Genomic DNA, 17,799 nt, shown 5'->3' with positions numbered 1-17,799 from the left:
TACGGGTAGTCACCGGCGTGACCCGCACATCGACCATGACTGAACCCTTCCTGCCCGCGGCGCACGGGCCGCTGTCGACAGCCGTCCGTTGCGCGCTGGCGGGGCCGCCGTCGGTCGACCACTTGGCGCGCATCGGCGCACCCGTGTGTGATTCCGATCCGTACGGGCTGGATCTGCAGCTGGCGCTGTCCATGTGCTACGAGCTGCACTACCGCGGTTTCGCCGACGTGGACCCCGCGTGGGAGTGGAATCCCGCGCTGCTGGCGCTGCGCGCCGAACTCGAACGCGTGTTTTTGGCCGGCGTGCGCCGCGATGTCGGGCCCATCGAACCCAATCAGACCGCGGCCGCCGAAATGGATGCGATCTCGATCGAACCCGTCGACGGCACCGGCCCCTCGTATTACCTGCGTGACACCGGAACGTGGCAGCAGATGCGCGAATACTTCGTGCACCGCTCGCTGTATCACCTCAAGGAGGGTGATCCGCACGCGTGGGCCATTCCGCGCCTGATGGGCACCGCCAAAGCGGCCTTCGTAGCCGTCGAGTTCGACGAGTACGGCGCCGGGCAGGGCCCGCGACTGCACCAGCAACTGTTCGCCGATCTGCTGGTGGCGGCCGGGCTGGATGCGACGTATTGGGGTTACGTCGATGCGGTACCCGCCGAATCGCTGGCGGTGGTCAATCTCATGTCGCTGTTCGGACTGCACCGCTCGTTGCGCGGCGCGGCGATCGGACACTTTGCGTCGACCGAGATCACTTCACCGCCGGGATCCCAACGCATGGTGCAGGCCCTGCAGCGCATGCAGGCGCCGGCGGCCTGCATCGGTTTCTACAGCGAGCACGTCGAGGCCGACGCGGTACATGAGCACGTCGTGCGCGGCGACGTGGTCGGCGATCTCGTCGCGCGAGAGCCGCAGCTCGAACAGGATGTCATTTTCGGGATCCGCGCACATGCCGCGGTCGAAAACCGCTTGGCGGAAATGATTATGGCGTCTTGGAAGCAGGATCAGACGTCGTTGCGGCAGCCGCCGCAGTAGCGGTCTTGTTGAGGCGCCGGCACCTGCGATGGCTGGTGTCGCACAAGGGATACCTGCCGCTGCGCCGGCAGGTACAGATCGCCACCATGAAACGGTCGGACTCGATGATCTCGCCGCCGGGCATCTCGATCCGCACCGGACCCGACACCAGCACCGGACCGTTGGGAACCACCTGAACCCGGGTGGGACTCATCGCTTTTCCGCCCGAATCACAATCAACTCCTCTTCCCTGCGCCCGCGCGGTATCAGGCCGACATCTTCCAACCAGTTGGCTCGTGCTGACATCACCGGGCCAAACGGAATCCATTTCGAGGCAATCACTTCCGCATCCATACCCGCCCACTTGAGGGAATCCAGCGACTGTTGAACACCGGCGAGTGCCGAGTGCACCAACAGCAGGGATCCACCGTCGCGCAACAGCTTCGGTGCCGACTCGCACAGCGGGTCGAGGATCAGGCGGCCGTCTCGGCCGGCATTCCATGCCCACGACGGTCCGACCGCCGGGCAGATCTCTTCCACCTCAGCGCCGGGTGGCGTCGGCACGTAGGGCGGATTCGACACCACAACGTCGAACGGCGCGCACTCCACCGCGGCTATCCATGACCCCTCGCGAACGTCGACCTGTACGCCGGCGGCCGCGGTGTTTCTCCGGGCGCAGCGTACGGCCTGCGGGCAGATGTCGAAGGCCGTCGCATCGGCACAGCCCATCTCCGCAGCCGCGATCGCGACGAAGCCGCTGCCGGTGCAGAGGTCCAGAACCCGCCGTCCCGGGATCAGACCGGTGTCGTGCATCACATCCACCAGCAGTCTGGAATCCTGTTGTGGCTGATACACGTTGTGCGTGGGCAAGACTGCGGGCTCGGGATACGTGGTCGTCACTGTTGGCCTTTCGAGAACCCTGACACGGATCGCCGCTCACCACGGCTTGGCGGGATAATGCCCGCAAACCAGCGCATTCAAACCGACCGGCCGAAAAGTCGTCGCGGCTAACCGGCCGTCACAGGAGCGAACTGCTTCAGGATCGCCGCACAGAACGCCGGGAGGTCCGATGGCGACCGGCTCGAGATCAGATTGCCGTCGACGACGACCTCCTTGTCTACCACGTGGGCGCCCGCGTTGCGGAGATCGGTGCGGATGCTGGGATAGGACGTCAGCGTCCGGCCCACTGCCACACCGGCTTCCGCGAGCGTCCAGGGTCCATGACAAATGGCGGCCACCGGTTTCCCCGACCTGACGAAATCACGGACGAAGGAAACGGCGGAGCTGTCCATGCGCAGCTTGTCCGGGTTCACGGTGCCGCCCGGGAGCACCAGGGCGTCGAATTCGTCCACCGACGCCTCGGATACTTTCCGGTCGACGACGAAGGTCCCGGCCGGCTCGAGGTCGTGGTTACGCGCCTGAATCTCGCCGTCTTCGAGGGACAGCACCTCGACGTGGGCGCCGGCGTCCCGCAGCGCCGCGCGCGGCTGTTCGAGCTCCACCCTTTCCACACCGTCGGCCGCTAGGAACGCTACTTTCGTGCCTCGCAATTTTTTTGACATCGCCGTCTTCCTTCCTGCGAACAACGATTCTTCTCAGGCCCAGGCCGATATTGGCACCGTCGGGCGACTTCACCAATGTGGCTGTGGTGTCGCCTGATTGGTCGCTCATCATCACTCCTGCTTACCGGAACCCCGGCTTCGCCGTAACGCGGACGGCGCGACACACCTGAGATCAGCTCGCTGCCTCGCGCAGCGCCCCAAGCAAAGGCTCGGCGGCCTCTTTGAGGAACCTTTCCTGGGTTTCTCCGCCGATCTGCAGGAGCGCGATGTCGGTGAACCCGGCTTCCCAGTAGGGCCGGACGCCCTCGACAATCGCATCGAGGTCAGGTCCACAGGGAATGGTGTCCGCCACGTCGCCGGGACGTACGAATTGGGTCGCCCCGGCGAAGCCGGCCGGGGTCGGTAGGTCGGCGTTCACCTTCCAGCCTCCGGCAAACCAGCGGAACTGGTCGTGCGCGCGCTTGACGGCGGTGTCACGGTCGGGATCCCAGGCCACCGGTATCTGGCCGATCACCCGCCCGCCGCCGGCGAGGTTGGCGGCTTGGCGAGCACCGTGCCAGCCGTGGACGAGTTCTGCCTTGGGCTCGGTTGCGATCAGATGGTCGGCCAGCTTGGCGAATTTTTCGATCGCCTTGGTGCCGCCGACGGCCACCCCGATGCCGATCGGGATGTCGGGCACGTCCCACAACCGCGCGGAGTCGACCTGGAAATAGTCGCCGGTGAAGTCCACCAGCTGCCCGCCGAACAGTTCCCGGATGATCTTGATGGCCTCACGCAGCATGTCTTGCCGACGGGAAATGGTGGGCCAGCCCTTGCCGACGACGTGCTCGTTGAGGTTTTCGCCGCTGCCCAGGCCCAGGGTGAACCGGCCGTCGGACAGGATCTGCACGGTGGCCGCCTGCTGGGCGACGACGGCCGGGTGATACCGCATCGTCGGGCACGTCACGTACGTGTAGAGGTCTACCCGTTCGGTGGCCTGTGCCACCGCACCCAGAACTGCCCAGGCGTTGGGCGCGTGTCCCTGCGAGGTGAGCCACGGCGAAAAGTGGTCACTGCACACGTGAAAGTCGAAACCGCGCTGTTCGGCCGAAATGGCGTATTGGACAAGCTCTTTGGGTCCACTCTGTTCGGTCATCAAAGTGTAGCCAAAATTGGTCATGCGCAATTGGGTACCCGGCTGCACCGGGGACAAACGACACCGCCGAACCGGTCAGGAAACGTCAACCGGACAGCGGCCTAAAGGCGCTCTTTGACGGCGGCCGACAAGCGGGCGCCGTCGGCCTTACCGGCGGCGATCGCAGTCGCGGCCTTCATCACCATGCCCATCTGCTTCATGCCCGGCCGCTCGCCGATTTCCTCCGCGACCTGCGCGATCGCGGTATCGGCAACGTCGGCCACCTCCGCCTCGGTGAGGGGAGTGGGCAGGTACTCGTCGATGATCCGCGCCTCGGCGTGCTCGTTGGCGGCGAGCTCTCCGCGCCCGTTCTGGGTGTAGATCTCCGCGGATTCGCCGCGTTTGCGCGATTCCTTGGCCAGCACCTTGATGACTTCCTCATCGGTGAGGTCTTTGGCCTGCTTACCGGAGACTTCCTCGGTTTGGACCGCGGCCAGCAGCATGCGCAGGGTGGCCGTTCGCAGCTTGTCCTGGGCCTTCATCGCCGCGGTCAGGTCCGCCCGGAGCCGGGATTTGAGTTCCGCCATGCCTGAGACGCTACGCGCGGGCGGGGGGTCAACGCGGTCAACATTGTGAAATGCCACGACCGCCGACAGGATGGAGCCCATGACGAACGACGCGCCCGGCTGCAAAGGCCTCGGGGTTCGGTGAGCGCGCCGCCGCCTGGTTATCCGGTTGGGCCCCCATCGGCATACGGCCCACAACGTGAATACGGTCCGCCCCCGGCTTACGGCACCCCGGCGTATGGCCCCCCGCCGCCCGGCTACGGGGTCCCGCCGGGTTACCCGCCCCCACCGGGCTACGGGGCCCCGTCCGGATACCGACCCCCACCCGGCTACGGGTCTCCACCCGGCTTCGGCCCGCCGCCGGGATACGGAACGGTCAAACCCGGGATCATCCCGCTGCGACCGCTGACCCTGGGCGACATCTTCAACGGCGCGGTCGGCTACGTCCGCGCCAATCCGAAAGCGACATTGGGTCTGACCGCGATCGTCGTGGTGGCGATGCAGATCATCACCAAGGCCGCCTTCTTCGGGCCGTTGGCCGCCCACGACAGGTTCACCACCGACCAATCCGACGGGCTGACCGTGGGGGTCCTGGGCGCCTGGTCGGCGTCGGTGGGGGCCGGCCTCCTGGTGGGCTGGCTGGGCGGCATGCTGTTGTCCGGAATGCTCACCGTCATCGTCGGGCGGGCGGTCTTCGGGTCGTCGATCACCATCGGTGAAACCTGGGCCAAGATCCGCGGGCGGCTGCCGGCCTTGCTCGGCCTGGCCCTGCTGGAGGCCGTCGTGGTGGCGGCGCTGGCCGGCCTGGTCGCGGTGATCATCGGGGTGCTGGCGGCGATCGGTCATGCCGCGGCGGCCGTGGTGCTGGGCATCCCGCTGGTGCTGGTCGTCGTCGCGGCGCTGGTGTATCTGTACACGGTGGTGCTGTTCGCCCCGGTGCTGATCGTGCTGGAGCGCCTGCCCGTGCTCGACGCGATCGCCCGATCGTTCAAGCTGGTCCGCAACGGATTCTGGCGCGTGCTGGGCATCCGGACACTCACCTTCCTGGTGGCCTCCATCGTCGCCAACGCCGTCGCGGTGCCGTTCAGCATCGTCGGCCAGGTTCTCCAGATCACGTCGTCCGGCACGGCTTTCCTGGCCAGCACCGCGGTCCTGTCCGTCGGGGCGGCGATCGGCGAGATCATCACCGCACCGTTCAACGCCGGAGTCATCGTCCTGCTGTATACCGACCGCCGGATGCGCGCCGAGGCGTTCGACCTGGTACTACAGACCGGAGCCGCCCAGGGACCCTACGCGGCCGCGTCCACCGACCATCTCTGGCTGACGCGGCCCCTGTAACGGCTGAGCGAGGACTAGCTGAGCATGCCTTCCATCGACATCGACCGCGATGCCGCACACCGCGCCGCCCAGGACGAACTCAACAAACCGATCTATTCGAAGGGTTCGGCGGGGGACCAATTCCTCGACTGGCTCAACGACCTGATCTACCGGCTGCTGCAGGAGACGTCCTCGGTACCGGGCGGATGGTTCACCGCGACAGTGCTTTTCATTCTGCTGGCGATCGCCGTGGTAGCCGCCTTCCACCTCGCGCGGCGCACCATGCGCGCCCGTCGCGGCGGTGACCATCTGTTGTTCGAAACCGCACAACTGACCGCCGCCCAGCATCGCGCCACGGCGGAAAGCTGCGCGGCCGAAGGTGATTGGGCGGCGGCGATACGCCACCGGCTGCGCGCCGTCGCCCGCCAGCTCGAGGAGACCGCCGTGCTGGCGGCGGCACCCGGTCGTACGGCCAACGAGTTGGCCCGCGACGCCGGCGCCGCGTTGCCGCACCTGGCTGGCGAATTAACCGAAGCGGCAACGGCTTTCAACGATGTCACCTACGGTGAGCTGCCCGGAACCCAGGCCGCCTACCAGATGATCGCCGACCTGGACGACCACCTGCGATCCCGCTGGCAGGGTGTCCCGGCGGAGCCCGGCCGGCCCGCCGTAGCCGACTCGTGGGCGCAGGTGCGCTGATGGCGACGGTCGCCGATAACCGCCCGGAAACCGCGCCGCGGGGTCGGCGCTCCTGGCGTTGGGTGCTCGTCACGCTGCTGGTGCTCGCCGCCATCGCCGGCGTCGATGCCTACCTGAGTGCACCGCGGCCCGGTGCGCGGATGGATCCGGCGTCGACCGGGCCGGGCGGTGCCCACGCGCTGGTGGAGTTGCTACGCGACGCCGGCGTCGACGTCGTCGTCGCCAACAACATCGCCGACGTCGAGCATGCGGCACGCCCGGACGCGCTGGTCCTGGTGGCAAAAAGCCAGTACCTCACCGACACGCTGCTGCACCGGCTGGCGAAGATCCCCTCGGATCTGCTGCTGGTGGATCCGACGACGAGGGCCCGCGAGGAGCTGCTGCCGGGCGTGAGCGTATCGGGTGCCAGCGGCTTCGACAGCGACCCGAATTGCACTCTGCGCGAGGCTGTTCGGTCCGGATCGGTGCGGTTCGGCCCGAGCAACACCTATGCGGCCAAGGACGGCCGGGCGATGTCCCGCTGCTACGACGGCGCGCTGATCCGCTTCCGGAACGGCGGCCGGATCATCACCGCGGTCGGCAGCACCGATTTCATGACCAACGGCAGCCTGCTGCAGGCGGGCAACGCCGCGCTGGCGATGAACCTGGCCGGCGATCGGCCCCGGCTCGTCTGGTACGCACCCCATTACGTCGAGGGTGAATCCGCCGCGAGGGCTTCGCTTTTCGAGCTGATTCCGCAGAACGTGATCTGGATCGTGTGGCAGCTGGCGCTGGTGGTGCTGCTGGTCGCCGCGTGGAAGGGTCGCAGGCCCGGGCCGTTGGTGGCCGAGGAGTTGCCCGTGGTGGTACGCGCGTCGGAGACCGTCGAGGGTCGCGGTCGGCTGTATCGGTCCCGTCGGGCGCGTGATCGCGCCGCCGCGGCGCTGCGCACGGCCACGGTCGCGCGGCTGCTACCGCGGCTCGGCCTGGGCGCCGGCGCTGCGCCGGCGGCGGTGGTTTCCACGGTGGCCCAGCGCATCCGGTGCGACGCCGGGTTCGTCTCCTACCATCTGTTCGGTCCGCCTCCGACGACCGACAACGACCTGTTACAACTTGCCCGTGCGCTCGACGAAATCGAAAGGCAGGTGGCACACCCGTGACACAATCCTCTACCGCCGAATCCCCCACCACTGAATCGGCACGTGAGGCGCTGCTGGCGTTGCGCGCCGAACTCGCCAAGGCCGTCGTCGGACAGGAGGGCGTGGTCAGCGGCCTGGTGATCGCGCTGCTGTGCCGCGGCCACGTGCTGCTGGAAGGCGTTCCGGGAGTGGCGAAGACGCTGCTGGTCCGGGCGCTGTCCGCGGCGCTACGGCTGGAGTTCAAGCGAGTGCAGTTCACCCCCGACCTGATGCCCGGCGACGTGACGGGTTCCCTGGTGTACGACGCGCGCACCGCCGCGTTCGTGTTCCGGCCCGGCCCGGTGTTCACCAACCTGCTGCTGGCCGACGAGATCAACCGGACCCCGCCCAAAACCCAGGCCGCGCTGCTCGAGGCGATGGAGGAGCGCCAGGTCAGCGTGGAGGGTGAACCCCAGCCGCTGCCCGACCCCTTCATCGTTGCCGCGACCCAGAATCCGGTGGAGTACGAGGGCACCTACCAGTTGCCCGAGGCCCAACTGGACCGCTTTTTACTCAAGCTGAATGTGACCCTGCCGCCGCGGGACGCCGAGATCGCCATCCTGCACCGGCACGCGCACGGCTTCGATCCCCGGGATCTGTCGGCGATCAAGCCGGTGGCCGGGCCGGCCGACCTGGCCGCCGGCCGCGACGCCGTCCAACACGTGCTGGTCGCCGACGAGGTGCTCGGCTACATCGTCGACATCGTCGGGGCCACCCGCTCCTCCCCCGCGCTGCAGCTGGGCGTGTCCCCCCGCGGCGCGACCGCCCTGTTGGCCACGGCGCGCTCCTGGTCCTGGCTGTCGGGCCGCAACTACGTCACTCCCGACGACGTGAAGGCCATGGCCCGCCCGACGCTGCGGCACCGGGTGATGCTGCGACCCGAAGCCGAACTCGAAGGGGCCACGCCCGACGGCGTGCTCGACGGGATTCTGGCGTCGGTTCCGGTGCCCCGCTAGTGGTCCTGACCGGACGCACCGGGCTGGTCGCGCTGATCTGCATCCTGCCCATCGCGGTGTCGCCTTGGCCGGCAACGGCTTTCGTGGCCCTGCTGGTGGCGCTGGCCGTCGCGGTGGCCGTCGATGCCGGATTGGCAGCCCGCACTGCCGGACTGCGCTACGTCCGTTCCCCGGATCGCTCCGCCCGGCTCGGGGAGCAGGCGGATTCCGCGCTGTTGATCCACAACGACGGCCGTCGGCGGTTCCGCGGCCAGATCCGCGACGCCTGGCCGCCCAGCGCCCGCGCGCACCCGCGCATCCACCCGGTGAACATCCCGGCCGGGCAAGATCAGCACGTCCAGACTCGGCTGGAACCGGTGCGCCGCGGCGACCAGCGGGCCACGGTGATCACCGCCCGATCGATCGGCCCGCTGGGTTTGGCGGGACGGCAAGGTTCGCAATCGGTGCCGGGGCAGCTGCGGGTGCTGCCGCCGTTCCTGTCGCGCAAGCATCTGCCGTCACGGCTCGCCAAGCTGCGCGAGATCGACGGCCTGCTGCCCACGCTGGTGCGCGGGCAGGGGACCGAATTCGATTCGTTGCGAGAGTATGTCGTCGGGGATGACGTGCGCTCGATCGATTGGCGCGCCACCGCGCGTCGCGCCGATGTGGTGGTGCGCACCTGGCGCCCGGAACGCGACCGGCGCGTGGTGATCGTGCTCGACACGGGTCGCACCGCGGCGGGCCGGGTCGGGGTCGATCCGACCGCCTCCGATCCCGCGGGCTGGCCGCGGCTGGATTGGTCGATGGACGCCGCGCTGCTGCTGGCCGCACTCGCCTCCCGGGCGGGGGACAATGTCGACTTCCTCGCCCACGACCGGGTGATCCGGGCGGGCGTCTTCGGCGCCTCGCGCACCGAACTGCTTGCGCAGCTGGTCGACGCGATGGCTCCCCTGCAGCCCACGCTCGTCGAATCCGATTGGCGGGCAATGGCCTCCGCCATCGCACTGCGTGCCCGCCGGCGATCACTGGTGGTACTGCTGACGGATCTCAATCCGACCGCCCTCGACGAGGGTCTGCTGCCGGTGCTGCCGCAGCTGGCGGCCAAACATCACCTGCTGCTGGCCGCGGTTTCCGACCCGCGGGTCGATCAGATGGCCGCCGGGCGCTCGGATGCCGCGGCGGTCTACGACGCGGCGGCTGCCGAACGATCCCGCAACGACCGCGGCGCCATCGCCACGCGGCTGCGCCGCAGCGGGGTGGAAGTCGTCGACGCCCCGCCCGCCGAACTGGCGCCCGTTCTCGCCGACCACTATCTGGCGATGAAAGCGACCGGGCGCATGTAATCTGCACCGCGAAACCGCAACTACCTACGCATTTCCCGAGTACGGGCGTCGGCAGTTGCAGTCTCGCGGAACTCAGCCGGTGGGTATCACATCCGGTGCGTCTTCGATGTCCCCGCTTTCCCCGGCTTTGACGCCCCGGCGGCCGAAGTAGGCGACGTAGGACAAGAACGCCAGCTCGGCGATGATGCCGATACCGACTCGTACGAAAGTCGGCAACGGCGACGGCGTCACCAGCGCTTCGATCAACCCTGAGGTCAGGAGCACGGCGACCAGGCCCACGGCTACCGATACGACGGCGCGGCCCTGTTCGGCCAGCACCTGCCCCCGGGGGCGGTCTCCGGGCGAGATCACCGACCACCCCAACCGCATTCCCGTTGCCCCCGCGAGGAATACGGATGTGAGCTCCAAGAGTCCGTGGGGGACAAGCAATCCCAGTAGCAGGCCACCCTTGCCGGCCGAGAACATCAGGCCGGCGATCACACCCAGATTGGCGGCATTTTGAAACAGCACAAAGGGAATCGGCAGCCCCAGCACCACGGAGAGCGCGATGCATTGAGCGGAAACCCAGGAATTGTTCACCCAGATCTGCAGCGCGAACGCGGCGGCGGGATGCTCGCTGTAGTAGGACTCGACATCGTGATTGACCAATTGCTGGATGTCACTGGGCGTTCCGAGCGCTGACTGCACCTCCGGACTGCCGGCGACCCACAGCGCGACGACCACGACCACCGCGAAGAACGCCGCCGCCGTGGCCACCCACCACCGCCAGGTGCGGTACGCGACGACCGGGAAAGAGACCGTCCAGAACCGGACGAACGTACTGCTCAGCGGGGCGTGAGCACCGGTCACCGCGGAACGCGCCCGCGCGACCAGACTCGAGAGCCGGCCGACCAGCATCGAATCCGATGACGTCGAACGCAGTATCGATAGGTGAGTGGACGCCCGCTGGTAAAGCTCGACAAGTTCGTCGATTTCCGCGCCGCTCAGCGACCGGCGCCTCCCGATCAATCGGTCGAGGCGGTCCCACGTACCGCGATGAGCCAGCACGAATGCATCGACGTCCACCCTGGGCAGCCTAATCGCCCACCGGGCACCTGTACCGTTCGAAGTTATGTCGGAGGTGGTGACCGGGGACGCAGTGGTGCTGGACGTGCAGATCGCCCAGCTGCCGGTGCGGACGTTGAGCGCGCTGATCGATATCGCCGTCATGGTTGTCTTCTTATTTCTCGGATCGCTGTTGTGGGCCGCCACCCAGACTCAGTTCGACAGCGCGCTGAGTAACGCCATCCTGCTCATATTTACGGTGCTGGCAATTGTCGGCTACCCGTTGATCCTCGAAACGGCGACGCGGGGACGCTCGGTCGGCAAGATCGCGTTGGGCCTGCGCGTCGTGTCCGACGACGGCGGCCCAGAACGCTTCCGCCAGGCGTTGTTTCGCGCTCTGGCCTCGCTGGTGGAGATCTGGATGCTCTTCGGGAGCCCGGCCGTCATCTGCAGCATATTGTCGCCCAAGGCCAAACGAATCGGCGACATCTTCGCGGGCACGGTGGTGGTCAACGAACGCGGACCCCGGCTGGGGCTGCCGCCGACGATGCCTCCGGCGTTGGCCTGGTGGGCATCGTCGCTGCAGCTGTCGGGCCTGTCCGCCGGCCAGGCCGAGGTCGCGCGTCAATTCCTTTCCAGGGCACCGCAGCTCGACCGCCAGCTGCGCATGCAGATGGCTTACCGGATCGCCGGTGACGTGGTGTCCCGCATTGCGCCGCCACCGCCGCCCGGCGTCCCGCCGGAGCTGGTATTGGCCGCCGTCCTTGCCGAACGGCACCGCCGCGAGCTGGCTCGGCTGCGCCCGGCTGTGCCCGCCCCGGGCTGGCCCACCATGCCACCGGGGTCGGTGCCGCAACACCCCGTCCCGTGGCCGGAATCGGGGCCGCTCCGCCCGGGGCCGGGATACGGCGGATCACCGGGCGGTTTCGCACCGCCGCACTGACGGCTGCTGCTAGCCGGCGACGCTCGCGGCCATGAGGACGACGTCGGCAATCAGCAGCGCCCATCCGAAAAGCGGGACCGCGATGCCGCCGCGGTGCTTGGCGGTGAAAAGCGAGATGACGATGACGACGACCGCGACCGCGGGTGCGCCGTAGAACGCGACGCCGAAATCGATCCCGCCGTGGCCCAGGTTGGGACAGGTGCGGTCACTGCAGCCGGCGGTGCCCATCACCGCACCGAGCGCGAAGAGCATGACGATCGCGGCGCCGGGCACCGTCGCCAGCGCCAACCCCCAGTTGACCCACGGCCACGTGTTCCGGCGCGGGGCGCCATCGGGGTTCCCGAACGGGGCCGCGCCTCTATCGACCGTCACGTCGTTGTCAGCGTCCATCCCTCAGTTCCTACCCGCCGTCTGCCCTAGGCAAACCGCCTCCCGGGCCGAGCCGGGCGAGTGCGCCTAGAGTTCCCGCAGGTCAGGAAGCCTAAACGATATTCGTCAACATATCTCGTTGCATCGCGTTAGTGTTCGATATATCGTGATATTTCGTGACGCACGACCGATGCGCACCCACGAACGCAAGGACAGAAAATGAGCAACCCATTCACTCCCCCCGAGGGACCCTTCGGCGGCCGGCCCGGCTTCGGATTCGGCCTGCGTCCCGGCCCCGTCGACCGGCGTGCCCTCCACGAGGCACGACGCCAGGCCCGCCGGGATTTCCGCGAACATCTCCGCGACCACGCCGGCGGCGGCCACGAAGGCCCGTTGGGCTTCGATCCCGGGTTCAGCCCGGGCTTCGGCCCCGGGTTCAGCCCGGGCTTCGGCCCCGGCTTCGGCTTCGGTCCCGGTGGTCGACGCGGCGGCTGGCGCCGCGGCGGCCCGAACCGCGGCAAGCGCGGTGACGTGCGAGCCGCCATCCTGACGTTGCTGGCCGAGCGGCCGATGCACGGCTACGAGATGATTCAGCAGATTGCCGAACGCAGCAACGGGCTGTGGAAGCCGAGCCCCGGCTCGGTGTACCCGACCCTGCAGCTGCTCGACGACGAAGGCCTGATCACCGCGAGCGAAACCGCGGGCAGCAAGAAGCTTTTCGAGCTGACCGAGGAGGGCCGCGGGGTGGCCGGGAAGATCGAGACCCCACCGTGGGACGAGATCACCGAAGGCGCCGACCCGGGTCACCTGAACCTGCGGGCGGCCGTGGGCCAGTTGTTCGGCGCCGTCGGGCAGTCCGCTCTTACCGTCTCCGCCGAGCAGCAGCAGCGCATCGTCGACATTCTCAACAACGCGCGTCGCGAGATCTACGGGATTCTCGGCGAAGACTGATTCCCGTCAGCGGACCCCGGGTCAGGTCACTTCAGGTTACGGAGACCCAATCCAGGGTCCGCTGCACGGCTTTGCGCCAGCCCGCATAACCCGCGGCGCGCTGCTCGTCGTTCCAGGCCGGTGTCCAACGCTTGCCCTCTTGCCAATTCGCACGCAGGTCTGCCGGATCGGCCCAGAACCCCACGGCCAGACCCGCCGCGTACGCCGCGCCCAGCGCGGTCGTCTCGGCGACCACCGGCCGGACGACATCCACACCCAGCACGTCAGCCTGAATCTGCATGCACAGGTCGTTACCGGTGATACCGCCGTCGACCTTCAGAACCTCAAGGCGCACACCGGAATCCGCCGCCATAGCGTCCACCACGTCGCGACTTTGGTAGCAGATCGCCTCCAGGGTCGCCCGGGCCAGGTGCGCGTTGGTGTTGAACCGGGACAGGCCGACGATGGCGCCGCGCGCATCGGATCGCCAGTAGGGCGCAAACAACCCGGAAAACGCCGGGACGAAATAGACTCCGCCGTTGTCGTCGACCTGGCGCGCCAGCGATTCGCTTTGCGCGGCCCCGCTGATGATGCCCAGCTGATCGCGCAGCCACTGCACGGCCGCACCGGTCACCGCGATCGAACCCTCAAGCGCGTAAACGGGTTTGGCATCCCCGAACTGGTAGCAGACGGTGGTCAACAGCCCGTTCTCGGACCGCACGATCGTCTCACCGGTGTTGAGCAGCAGGAAATTTCCGGTGCCATACGTGTTTTTGGCCTGCCCCTCGGCCAGACACACCTGACCCACCATCGCCGCGTGCTGATCACCGAGCACGCCGGTGATCGCAATCTCTCCCCCCGCGGGGCCGGTCTGGATCGTCACCCCGTAGGGCTGCTGAGACGACGACGGCCCGATCGTGGGCAGCATCGCGCGGGGGATGGAGAAGAACGACATCAGCTCGTCGTCCCAGTCGAGGGTCTCCAGGTTCATCAGCATGGTCCGGCTGGCGTTGGTCACATCGGTGACGTGCACGCCGCCCCGCGGTCCGCCGGTCAGATTCCACAACACCCAGGTGTCGGCGGTGCCGAACAACGCATCGCCGCGCTCGGCGGCGTCGCGCACCCCGTCGACATTCTCCAAAATCCATTGCAGTTTCGCGCCGGAGAAGTACGTCGCCGGGGGAAGCCCCGCTTTGCGACGGATCACCTGGCCGCGGCCGTCGTGTTCGGCCGCCGCCGCGATCCGGTCGGTACGGGTGTCCTGCCAGACGATCGCGTTGTAGTAGGGCCGCCCGGTCTTTCGGTTCCAGACCAGCGTCGTCTCGCGCTGGTTCGTGATACCCAGCGCGGCAATGTTTTTGGACGTCAGGTTGGCGCGGTTCAGCACCGACGTGAGCACCGAGGAGGTGCGCTCCCAGATCTCGACCGGGTCGTGCTCGACCCAGCCCGCCCGGGGCAGGATCTGTTCGTGCTCGAGTTGGTGGCGGGCCACTTCGGCACCCCCGTGATCGAAGATCATGCAGCGGGTGCTGGTGGTTCCCTGGTCGATGGCGGCGATGAATTCGGCGGACTCGGCCAACTGCTCTCCTTCACGCGTGAGCTCGGACACTTTTGCGGCAAAAGTCCATCATGGTCTATCCGCCCGCACGCGAGGCCGCAACCGTGACGCTGGAGAGCTTGCGTTACGGGCGGTAACCCTGTTGCATCTGCGTTGTGGGCGAAGAGGTCAAGCGCACCACGTACGACAGCGCACACCGCCGGGAATACCGGCGCAAGGTTCAGCTGTGTCTGAACGTGTTCGAGACGATGCTCGCCCAGTCGCGCTTCGATTCGAAACAGCCGCTCACCGGCATGGAGATCGAGTGCAACCTGGTCGACGCCGACTACCAGCCGGCCATGGCCAACCGCCACGTCCTGGACGCCATCGGAGATCCGGCGTACCAGACCGAATTAGGCGCCTACAACATTGAATTCAATGTTCCGCCGCACGCGCTGCCCGGACACACCGGCCTGGATCTCGAGGCCGAGGTGCGGGCGAGCCTGAACGACGCCGAGATCAAGGCCGGCGCCGCCGACGGCGCGCACATCGTCATGATCGGCATCCTGCCCACCCTGATGCCCGAACACCTGGACCACGACTGGATGAGCGAGTCGACGCGCTACGCGGCGCTCAACGATTCGATCTTCACCGCCCGCGGCGAAGACCTTCCCATCGACATCGACGGCCCCGAACCGCTGAACTGGCACGCCGAGACGATAGCGCCCGAATCCGCTTGCACCAGCATGCAATTGCATCTGCAGCTGGCCCCGGAGACGTTCGCCGCCAACTGGAACGCGGCGCAAATCGTGGCCGGCCCGCAGCTGGCACTGGGCGCCAACTCGCCGTACTTCTTCTCCCATCAGCTCTGGGCGGAAACCCGCATCGAGCTGTTCACGCAGTCCACCGACACCAGGCCGGAGGAGCTGAAATCCCAGGGTGTGCGGCCGCGAGTGTGGTTCGGCGAACAGTGGATCACCTCGGTCCTCGACCTGTATCAAGAGAACATCCGCTACTTCGGATCCCTGTTGCCCGAGGTGTCCGAGGAAGACCCGGTCGCCGAGCTGGCCGCCGGACGCACCCCGCAGCTGTCCGAACTGCGTCTGCACAGCGGCACCGTCTACCGGTGGAACCGCCCGGTGTACGACGTGGTCGACGGGCGCCCCCATCTGCGGCTGGAGAACCGGGTGTTGCCGGCCGGCCCGACAGTCGTTGACATGCTGGCGAATTCGTCGTTCTTCTACGGCATGCTGCGCAGCTTGTCCGAGGCCGACAATCCGTTGTGGGCCCGCATGGATTTCGCGGTGGCGGAGGCCAACTTTCTGACGGCGGCGCGCCACGGCATCGATGCCCGGCTGCGCTGGCCCGGCGTGGGCTCCGGGATGAGGGAGGTGGCGGCGCGCGAACTGGTGCTGGACACGTTGCTGCCGATCGCCGACGAGGGATTGCGGCGCTGGGGCGTCGATGCCGAGGTGCGCGACCGGTTCCTGGGGGTCATCGAGGGCCGCGCCCGCTCGGGCCGCAACGGTGCCAGCTGGCAGGTTTCCACCGTGCGGGCCCTGGAAGACGGCGGGATGAGCCGGCCCGCGGCGCTGGCCGAGATGCTGCGCCGCTACTGCGAGCACATGCATGCCAACGAGCCGGTGCACACGTGGGAGACCTGACGGCGGGTACGTTGGGAACCATGACGCCTGATCAGATTGTGGACTGGGACAGCGTATATCGCGAGGAGGGCGAGTTCGAGGGTCCGCCGCCCTGGAATATCGGCGAGCCGCAGCCGGAGCTGGCCGCCCTGATCGCGGCCGGCAAGTTCCGCAGCGACGTGCTGGATGCGGGCTGCGGAATCGCCGAGCTGTCACTGGCGCTGGCCGCCCAGGGTTACACCGTGGTCGGCATCGACCTCACCCCCACCGCGATCGCGGCGGCGACCACGGCGGCGGCCGATCGCGGGCTGACCACGGCCAGCTTCGTGCAGGGCGACATCACGACGTTCGACGGCTATGACGGACGGTTCTCCACCGTTGTCGACAGCACGCTGTTTCATTCGCTGCCGGTGGAGGGCCGCGACGGCTACCTGCGCTCGATCCACCGCGCGGCGGCCCCGGGGGCCAGTTACTTCGTGTTGGTCTTCGCCAAGGGCGCCTTCCCCGAGGAGTGGGAAACCAAGCCCAACGAGGTCGACGAGGACGAGCTGCGCGCCGCGGTGAGCAAGTACTGGGAGATCGACGAGATCCGGCCGGCCTATATCCACGCCAACATTCCGCCCATCCCCGACGGTCCGCAGCACGATCGCGACGAGAGGGGCCGGATGAAGATGCCGGCCTACCTGCTGACCGCGCACAAGGCGAGCTAGCCGGTCGCGGTCGCCGCGGTCGCGGCGATGAGCGCCTCGGCGAAGGTCTCCAGGTCGTCGGCCGCGGTGTCCAGGTGCGGTGAGATCCGCAGCAGCGGCTCCGCCAGCTCCAGCGGCGCCCGCTGCACGCCGACGAACGTGGTGAGGATCCGACGTTCGGCGAGCAGCCAGGCCCGCACCGCTTGCGGGTCGGCACCGTCGGTCGGGGCCAAAGTCGTTATGGCGCTGGGTTCTTCGACTTCCTCGATCACCGCCCACCCGGCCACGTCGGCCAGCACCGTGCGGCTCAGGCCGCCGAGCTCGGCCAGACGTGCACTGACGGCCGCCGGCCCGTACGCCAGGTGCTCCCCCAGCGCCAGCGAAAACCCCACGCGCGCGGCCACATTGGCTTCGCCGAATTCGAGCTGCTGGGCCACCGTCGGCGACCCCGATGCCCGGGCCCACTCCGGCGCCGCCAGCCTCGGGCGCAGGCCTTCCATCAGCTCCCGGCGCACCGCGAGCATCCCGACGCCGCGCGGCCCGGCGATCCACTTGCGCGACGAGGAATAGGTCGCATCGGCCCCGGCCGCGCAGTCCACCTGGCCCAGCGCCTGCGCCGCGTCGACGACCAGCGGCAGCCCGAGCTCGCGGCAGAGTTGGGCGATCATCGAAACCGGTTGCACCACACCGCTATGGCTGGCCACCGCGGTCAGGTGCACCAGGTCCGGCGGGTCGGTGTCGAGGGCCAGCGCGGCGTCGTCAAGCGCGACCCGGCCGTCGTCCAGGGTCGGCAGCAGCCGGCGGTCGAATCCGTGGGCGGCCAGCATGGCCAGGTTGGGGCCGTATTCGCCGGGCAGGCACGCCACCGTCCGTCGGTCCGCCGCCGCTGGCCAGCCGCCCAGCAACAGATCCAGGGCATTGAGCGAGCCGGTGGT

General features: G+C 68.1%; 19 protein-coding genes. 10 read left to right on the top strand and 9 right to left on the bottom strand.

The genetic code is table 11. The annotated features are described in order from the left end of the window. Positions 1–35: 35 nt before the first annotated feature. Positions 36–1,037 (top strand): iron-containing redox enzyme family protein, encoded by a 1,002-nt coding sequence (locus Q0W90_RS03770; protein ID WP_297700126.1) that lies wholly within the window; start codon positions 36–38, stop codon positions 1,035–1,037. Here the strand turns inward: Q0W90_RS03770 and Q0W90_RS03765 are convergent. The 5 genes from Q0W90_RS03765 to Q0W90_RS03745 form a co-directional block, all read right to left on the bottom strand. Continuing rightward, the gene (locus Q0W90_RS03765) at positions 985–1,230 is read right to left on the bottom strand and encodes a CDGSH iron-sulfur domain-containing protein (RefSeq protein ID WP_297700124.1); all 246 of its coding nucleotides are present in this window, start codon (positions 1,228–1,230) and stop codon (positions 985–987) included. The two genes, Q0W90_RS03770 and Q0W90_RS03765, sit on opposite strands and share 53 nt — an antisense overlap. Continuing rightward, on the bottom strand, positions 1,227–1,916 hold the full coding sequence (locus tag Q0W90_RS03760) for a HemK2/MTQ2 family protein methyltransferase (protein WP_297592644.1): 690 nt from the start codon (positions 1,914–1,916) through the stop codon (positions 1,227–1,229). Before Q0W90_RS03760 ends, Q0W90_RS03765 begins: the two co-directional genes overlap by 4 nt. Positions 1,917–2,023: 107 nt before the next feature. Beyond that, a complete protein-coding gene (locus Q0W90_RS03755) occupies positions 2,024–2,578 on the bottom strand; it encodes a type 1 glutamine amidotransferase domain-containing protein (RefSeq protein WP_297592642.1) in 555 nt (184 codons plus the stop codon). Between the two features lie 172 nt (positions 2,579–2,750). Then, positions 2,751–3,737 (bottom strand): LLM class F420-dependent oxidoreductase, encoded by a 987-nt coding sequence (locus Q0W90_RS03750; RefSeq protein WP_297592640.1) that lies wholly within the window; start codon positions 3,735–3,737, stop codon positions 2,751–2,753. Between the two features lie 77 nt (positions 3,738–3,814). Then, positions 3,815–4,279, bottom strand: coding sequence for a GatB/YqeY domain-containing protein (locus tag Q0W90_RS03745; RefSeq protein WP_297592638.1), 465 nt, complete (start codon positions 4,277–4,279; stop codon positions 3,815–3,817). Positions 4,280–4,399: 120 nt separating this feature from the next. On the opposite strand from Q0W90_RS03745, the gene Q0W90_RS03740 reads away from it, so the two are divergent. The 5 genes from Q0W90_RS03740 to Q0W90_RS03720 are packed head-to-tail and all read left to right on the top strand — an operon-like array spanning position 4,400 to position 9,709. Beyond that, positions 4,400–5,596 (top strand): hypothetical protein, encoded by a 1,197-nt coding sequence (locus Q0W90_RS03740; protein ID WP_297592636.1) that lies wholly within the window; start codon positions 4,400–4,402, stop codon positions 5,594–5,596. Between the two features lie 24 nt (positions 5,597–5,620). Continuing rightward, the gene (locus tag Q0W90_RS03735; protein ID WP_297773221.1) at positions 5,621–6,274 is read left to right on the top strand and encodes a DUF4129 domain-containing protein; all 654 of its coding nucleotides are present in this window, start codon (positions 5,621–5,623) and stop codon (positions 6,272–6,274) included. After that, the gene (locus Q0W90_RS03730; RefSeq protein WP_297773218.1) at positions 6,274–7,413 is read left to right on the top strand and encodes a DUF4350 domain-containing protein; all 1,140 of its coding nucleotides are present in this window, start codon (positions 6,274–6,276) and stop codon (positions 7,411–7,413) included. Before Q0W90_RS03735 ends, Q0W90_RS03730 begins: the two co-directional genes overlap by 1 nt. Beyond that, positions 7,410–8,387 carry a MoxR family ATPase gene (locus Q0W90_RS03725; protein WP_297592630.1) on the top strand — a complete coding sequence of 326 codons (978 nt, stop codon included), beginning with the start codon at positions 7,410–7,412 and terminating at the stop codon, positions 8,385–8,387. Before Q0W90_RS03730 ends, Q0W90_RS03725 begins: the two co-directional genes overlap by 4 nt. Continuing rightward, positions 8,387–9,709, top strand: coding sequence for a DUF58 domain-containing protein (locus Q0W90_RS03720; protein ID WP_297592628.1), 1,323 nt, complete (start codon positions 8,387–8,389; stop codon positions 9,707–9,709). Before Q0W90_RS03725 ends, Q0W90_RS03720 begins: the two co-directional genes overlap by 1 nt. 72 nt (positions 9,710–9,781) lie before the next feature. On the opposite strand, the gene Q0W90_RS03715 is transcribed toward Q0W90_RS03720, so the two are convergent. Continuing rightward, positions 9,782–10,774 (bottom strand): stage II sporulation protein M, encoded by a 993-nt coding sequence (locus Q0W90_RS03715; protein ID WP_297592626.1) that lies wholly within the window; start codon positions 10,772–10,774, stop codon positions 9,782–9,784. Between the two features lie 46 nt (positions 10,775–10,820). Here Q0W90_RS03715 and Q0W90_RS03710 point away from each other — a divergent pair, with 46 nt between their 5' ends. Next, on the top strand, positions 10,821–11,696 hold the full coding sequence (locus tag Q0W90_RS03710; protein ID WP_297592624.1) for an RDD family protein: 876 nt from the start codon (positions 10,821–10,823) through the stop codon (positions 11,694–11,696). A gap of 9 nt (positions 11,697–11,705) precedes the next feature. On the opposite strand, the gene Q0W90_RS03705 is transcribed toward Q0W90_RS03710, so the two are convergent. Continuing rightward, the gene (locus tag Q0W90_RS03705) at positions 11,706–12,086 is read right to left on the bottom strand and encodes a hypothetical protein (RefSeq protein WP_297592622.1); all 381 of its coding nucleotides are present in this window, start codon (positions 12,084–12,086) and stop codon (positions 11,706–11,708) included. Between the two features lie 198 nt (positions 12,087–12,284). Between Q0W90_RS03705 and Q0W90_RS03700 the strand changes: the two genes are divergently transcribed. Then, positions 12,285–13,016, top strand: a complete 732-nt coding sequence (locus tag Q0W90_RS03700) for a PadR family transcriptional regulator (protein ID WP_297773215.1) — start codon at positions 12,285–12,287, stop codon at positions 13,014–13,016. Between the two features lie 31 nt (positions 13,017–13,047). Here the strand turns inward: Q0W90_RS03700 and glpK are convergent, their stop codons facing one another. Continuing rightward, on the bottom strand, positions 13,048–14,574 hold the full coding sequence (gene glpK / locus Q0W90_RS03695) for a glycerol kinase GlpK (RefSeq protein ID WP_297592618.1): 1,527 nt from the start codon (positions 14,572–14,574) through the stop codon (positions 13,048–13,050). A gap of 134 nt (positions 14,575–14,708) precedes the next feature. Here glpK and Q0W90_RS03690 point away from each other — a divergent pair, with 134 nt between their 5' ends. Both Q0W90_RS03690 and Q0W90_RS03685 read left to right on the top strand, forming a co-directional pair. Beyond that, positions 14,709–16,196 carry a glutamate--cysteine ligase gene (locus Q0W90_RS03690; protein ID WP_297699403.1) on the top strand — a complete coding sequence of 496 codons (1,488 nt, stop codon included), beginning with the start codon at positions 14,709–14,711 and terminating at the stop codon, positions 16,194–16,196. A gap of 20 nt (positions 16,197–16,216) precedes the next feature. Further along, complete coding sequence (locus Q0W90_RS03685) at positions 16,217–16,885, top strand: class I SAM-dependent methyltransferase (RefSeq protein ID WP_297592615.1); 669 nt, start codon at positions 16,217–16,219, stop codon at positions 16,883–16,885. Here Q0W90_RS03685 and egtE read toward each other — a convergent pair. Beyond that, positions 16,882–17,799, bottom strand: a 918-nt coding sequence (gene egtE / locus Q0W90_RS03680; protein ID WP_297773212.1) for an ergothioneine biosynthesis PLP-dependent enzyme EgtE, incomplete at its 5' end; no start/stop codon positions are given. The genes Q0W90_RS03685 and egtE overlap by 4 nt on opposite strands.

Source organism: Mycobacterium sp., assembly GCF_025933915.1.
Classification (GTDB): domain Bacteria; phylum Actinomycetota; class Actinomycetes; order Mycobacteriales; family Mycobacteriaceae; genus Mycobacterium.
This window is presented reverse-complemented; position numbering and strand designations above follow the sequence as displayed.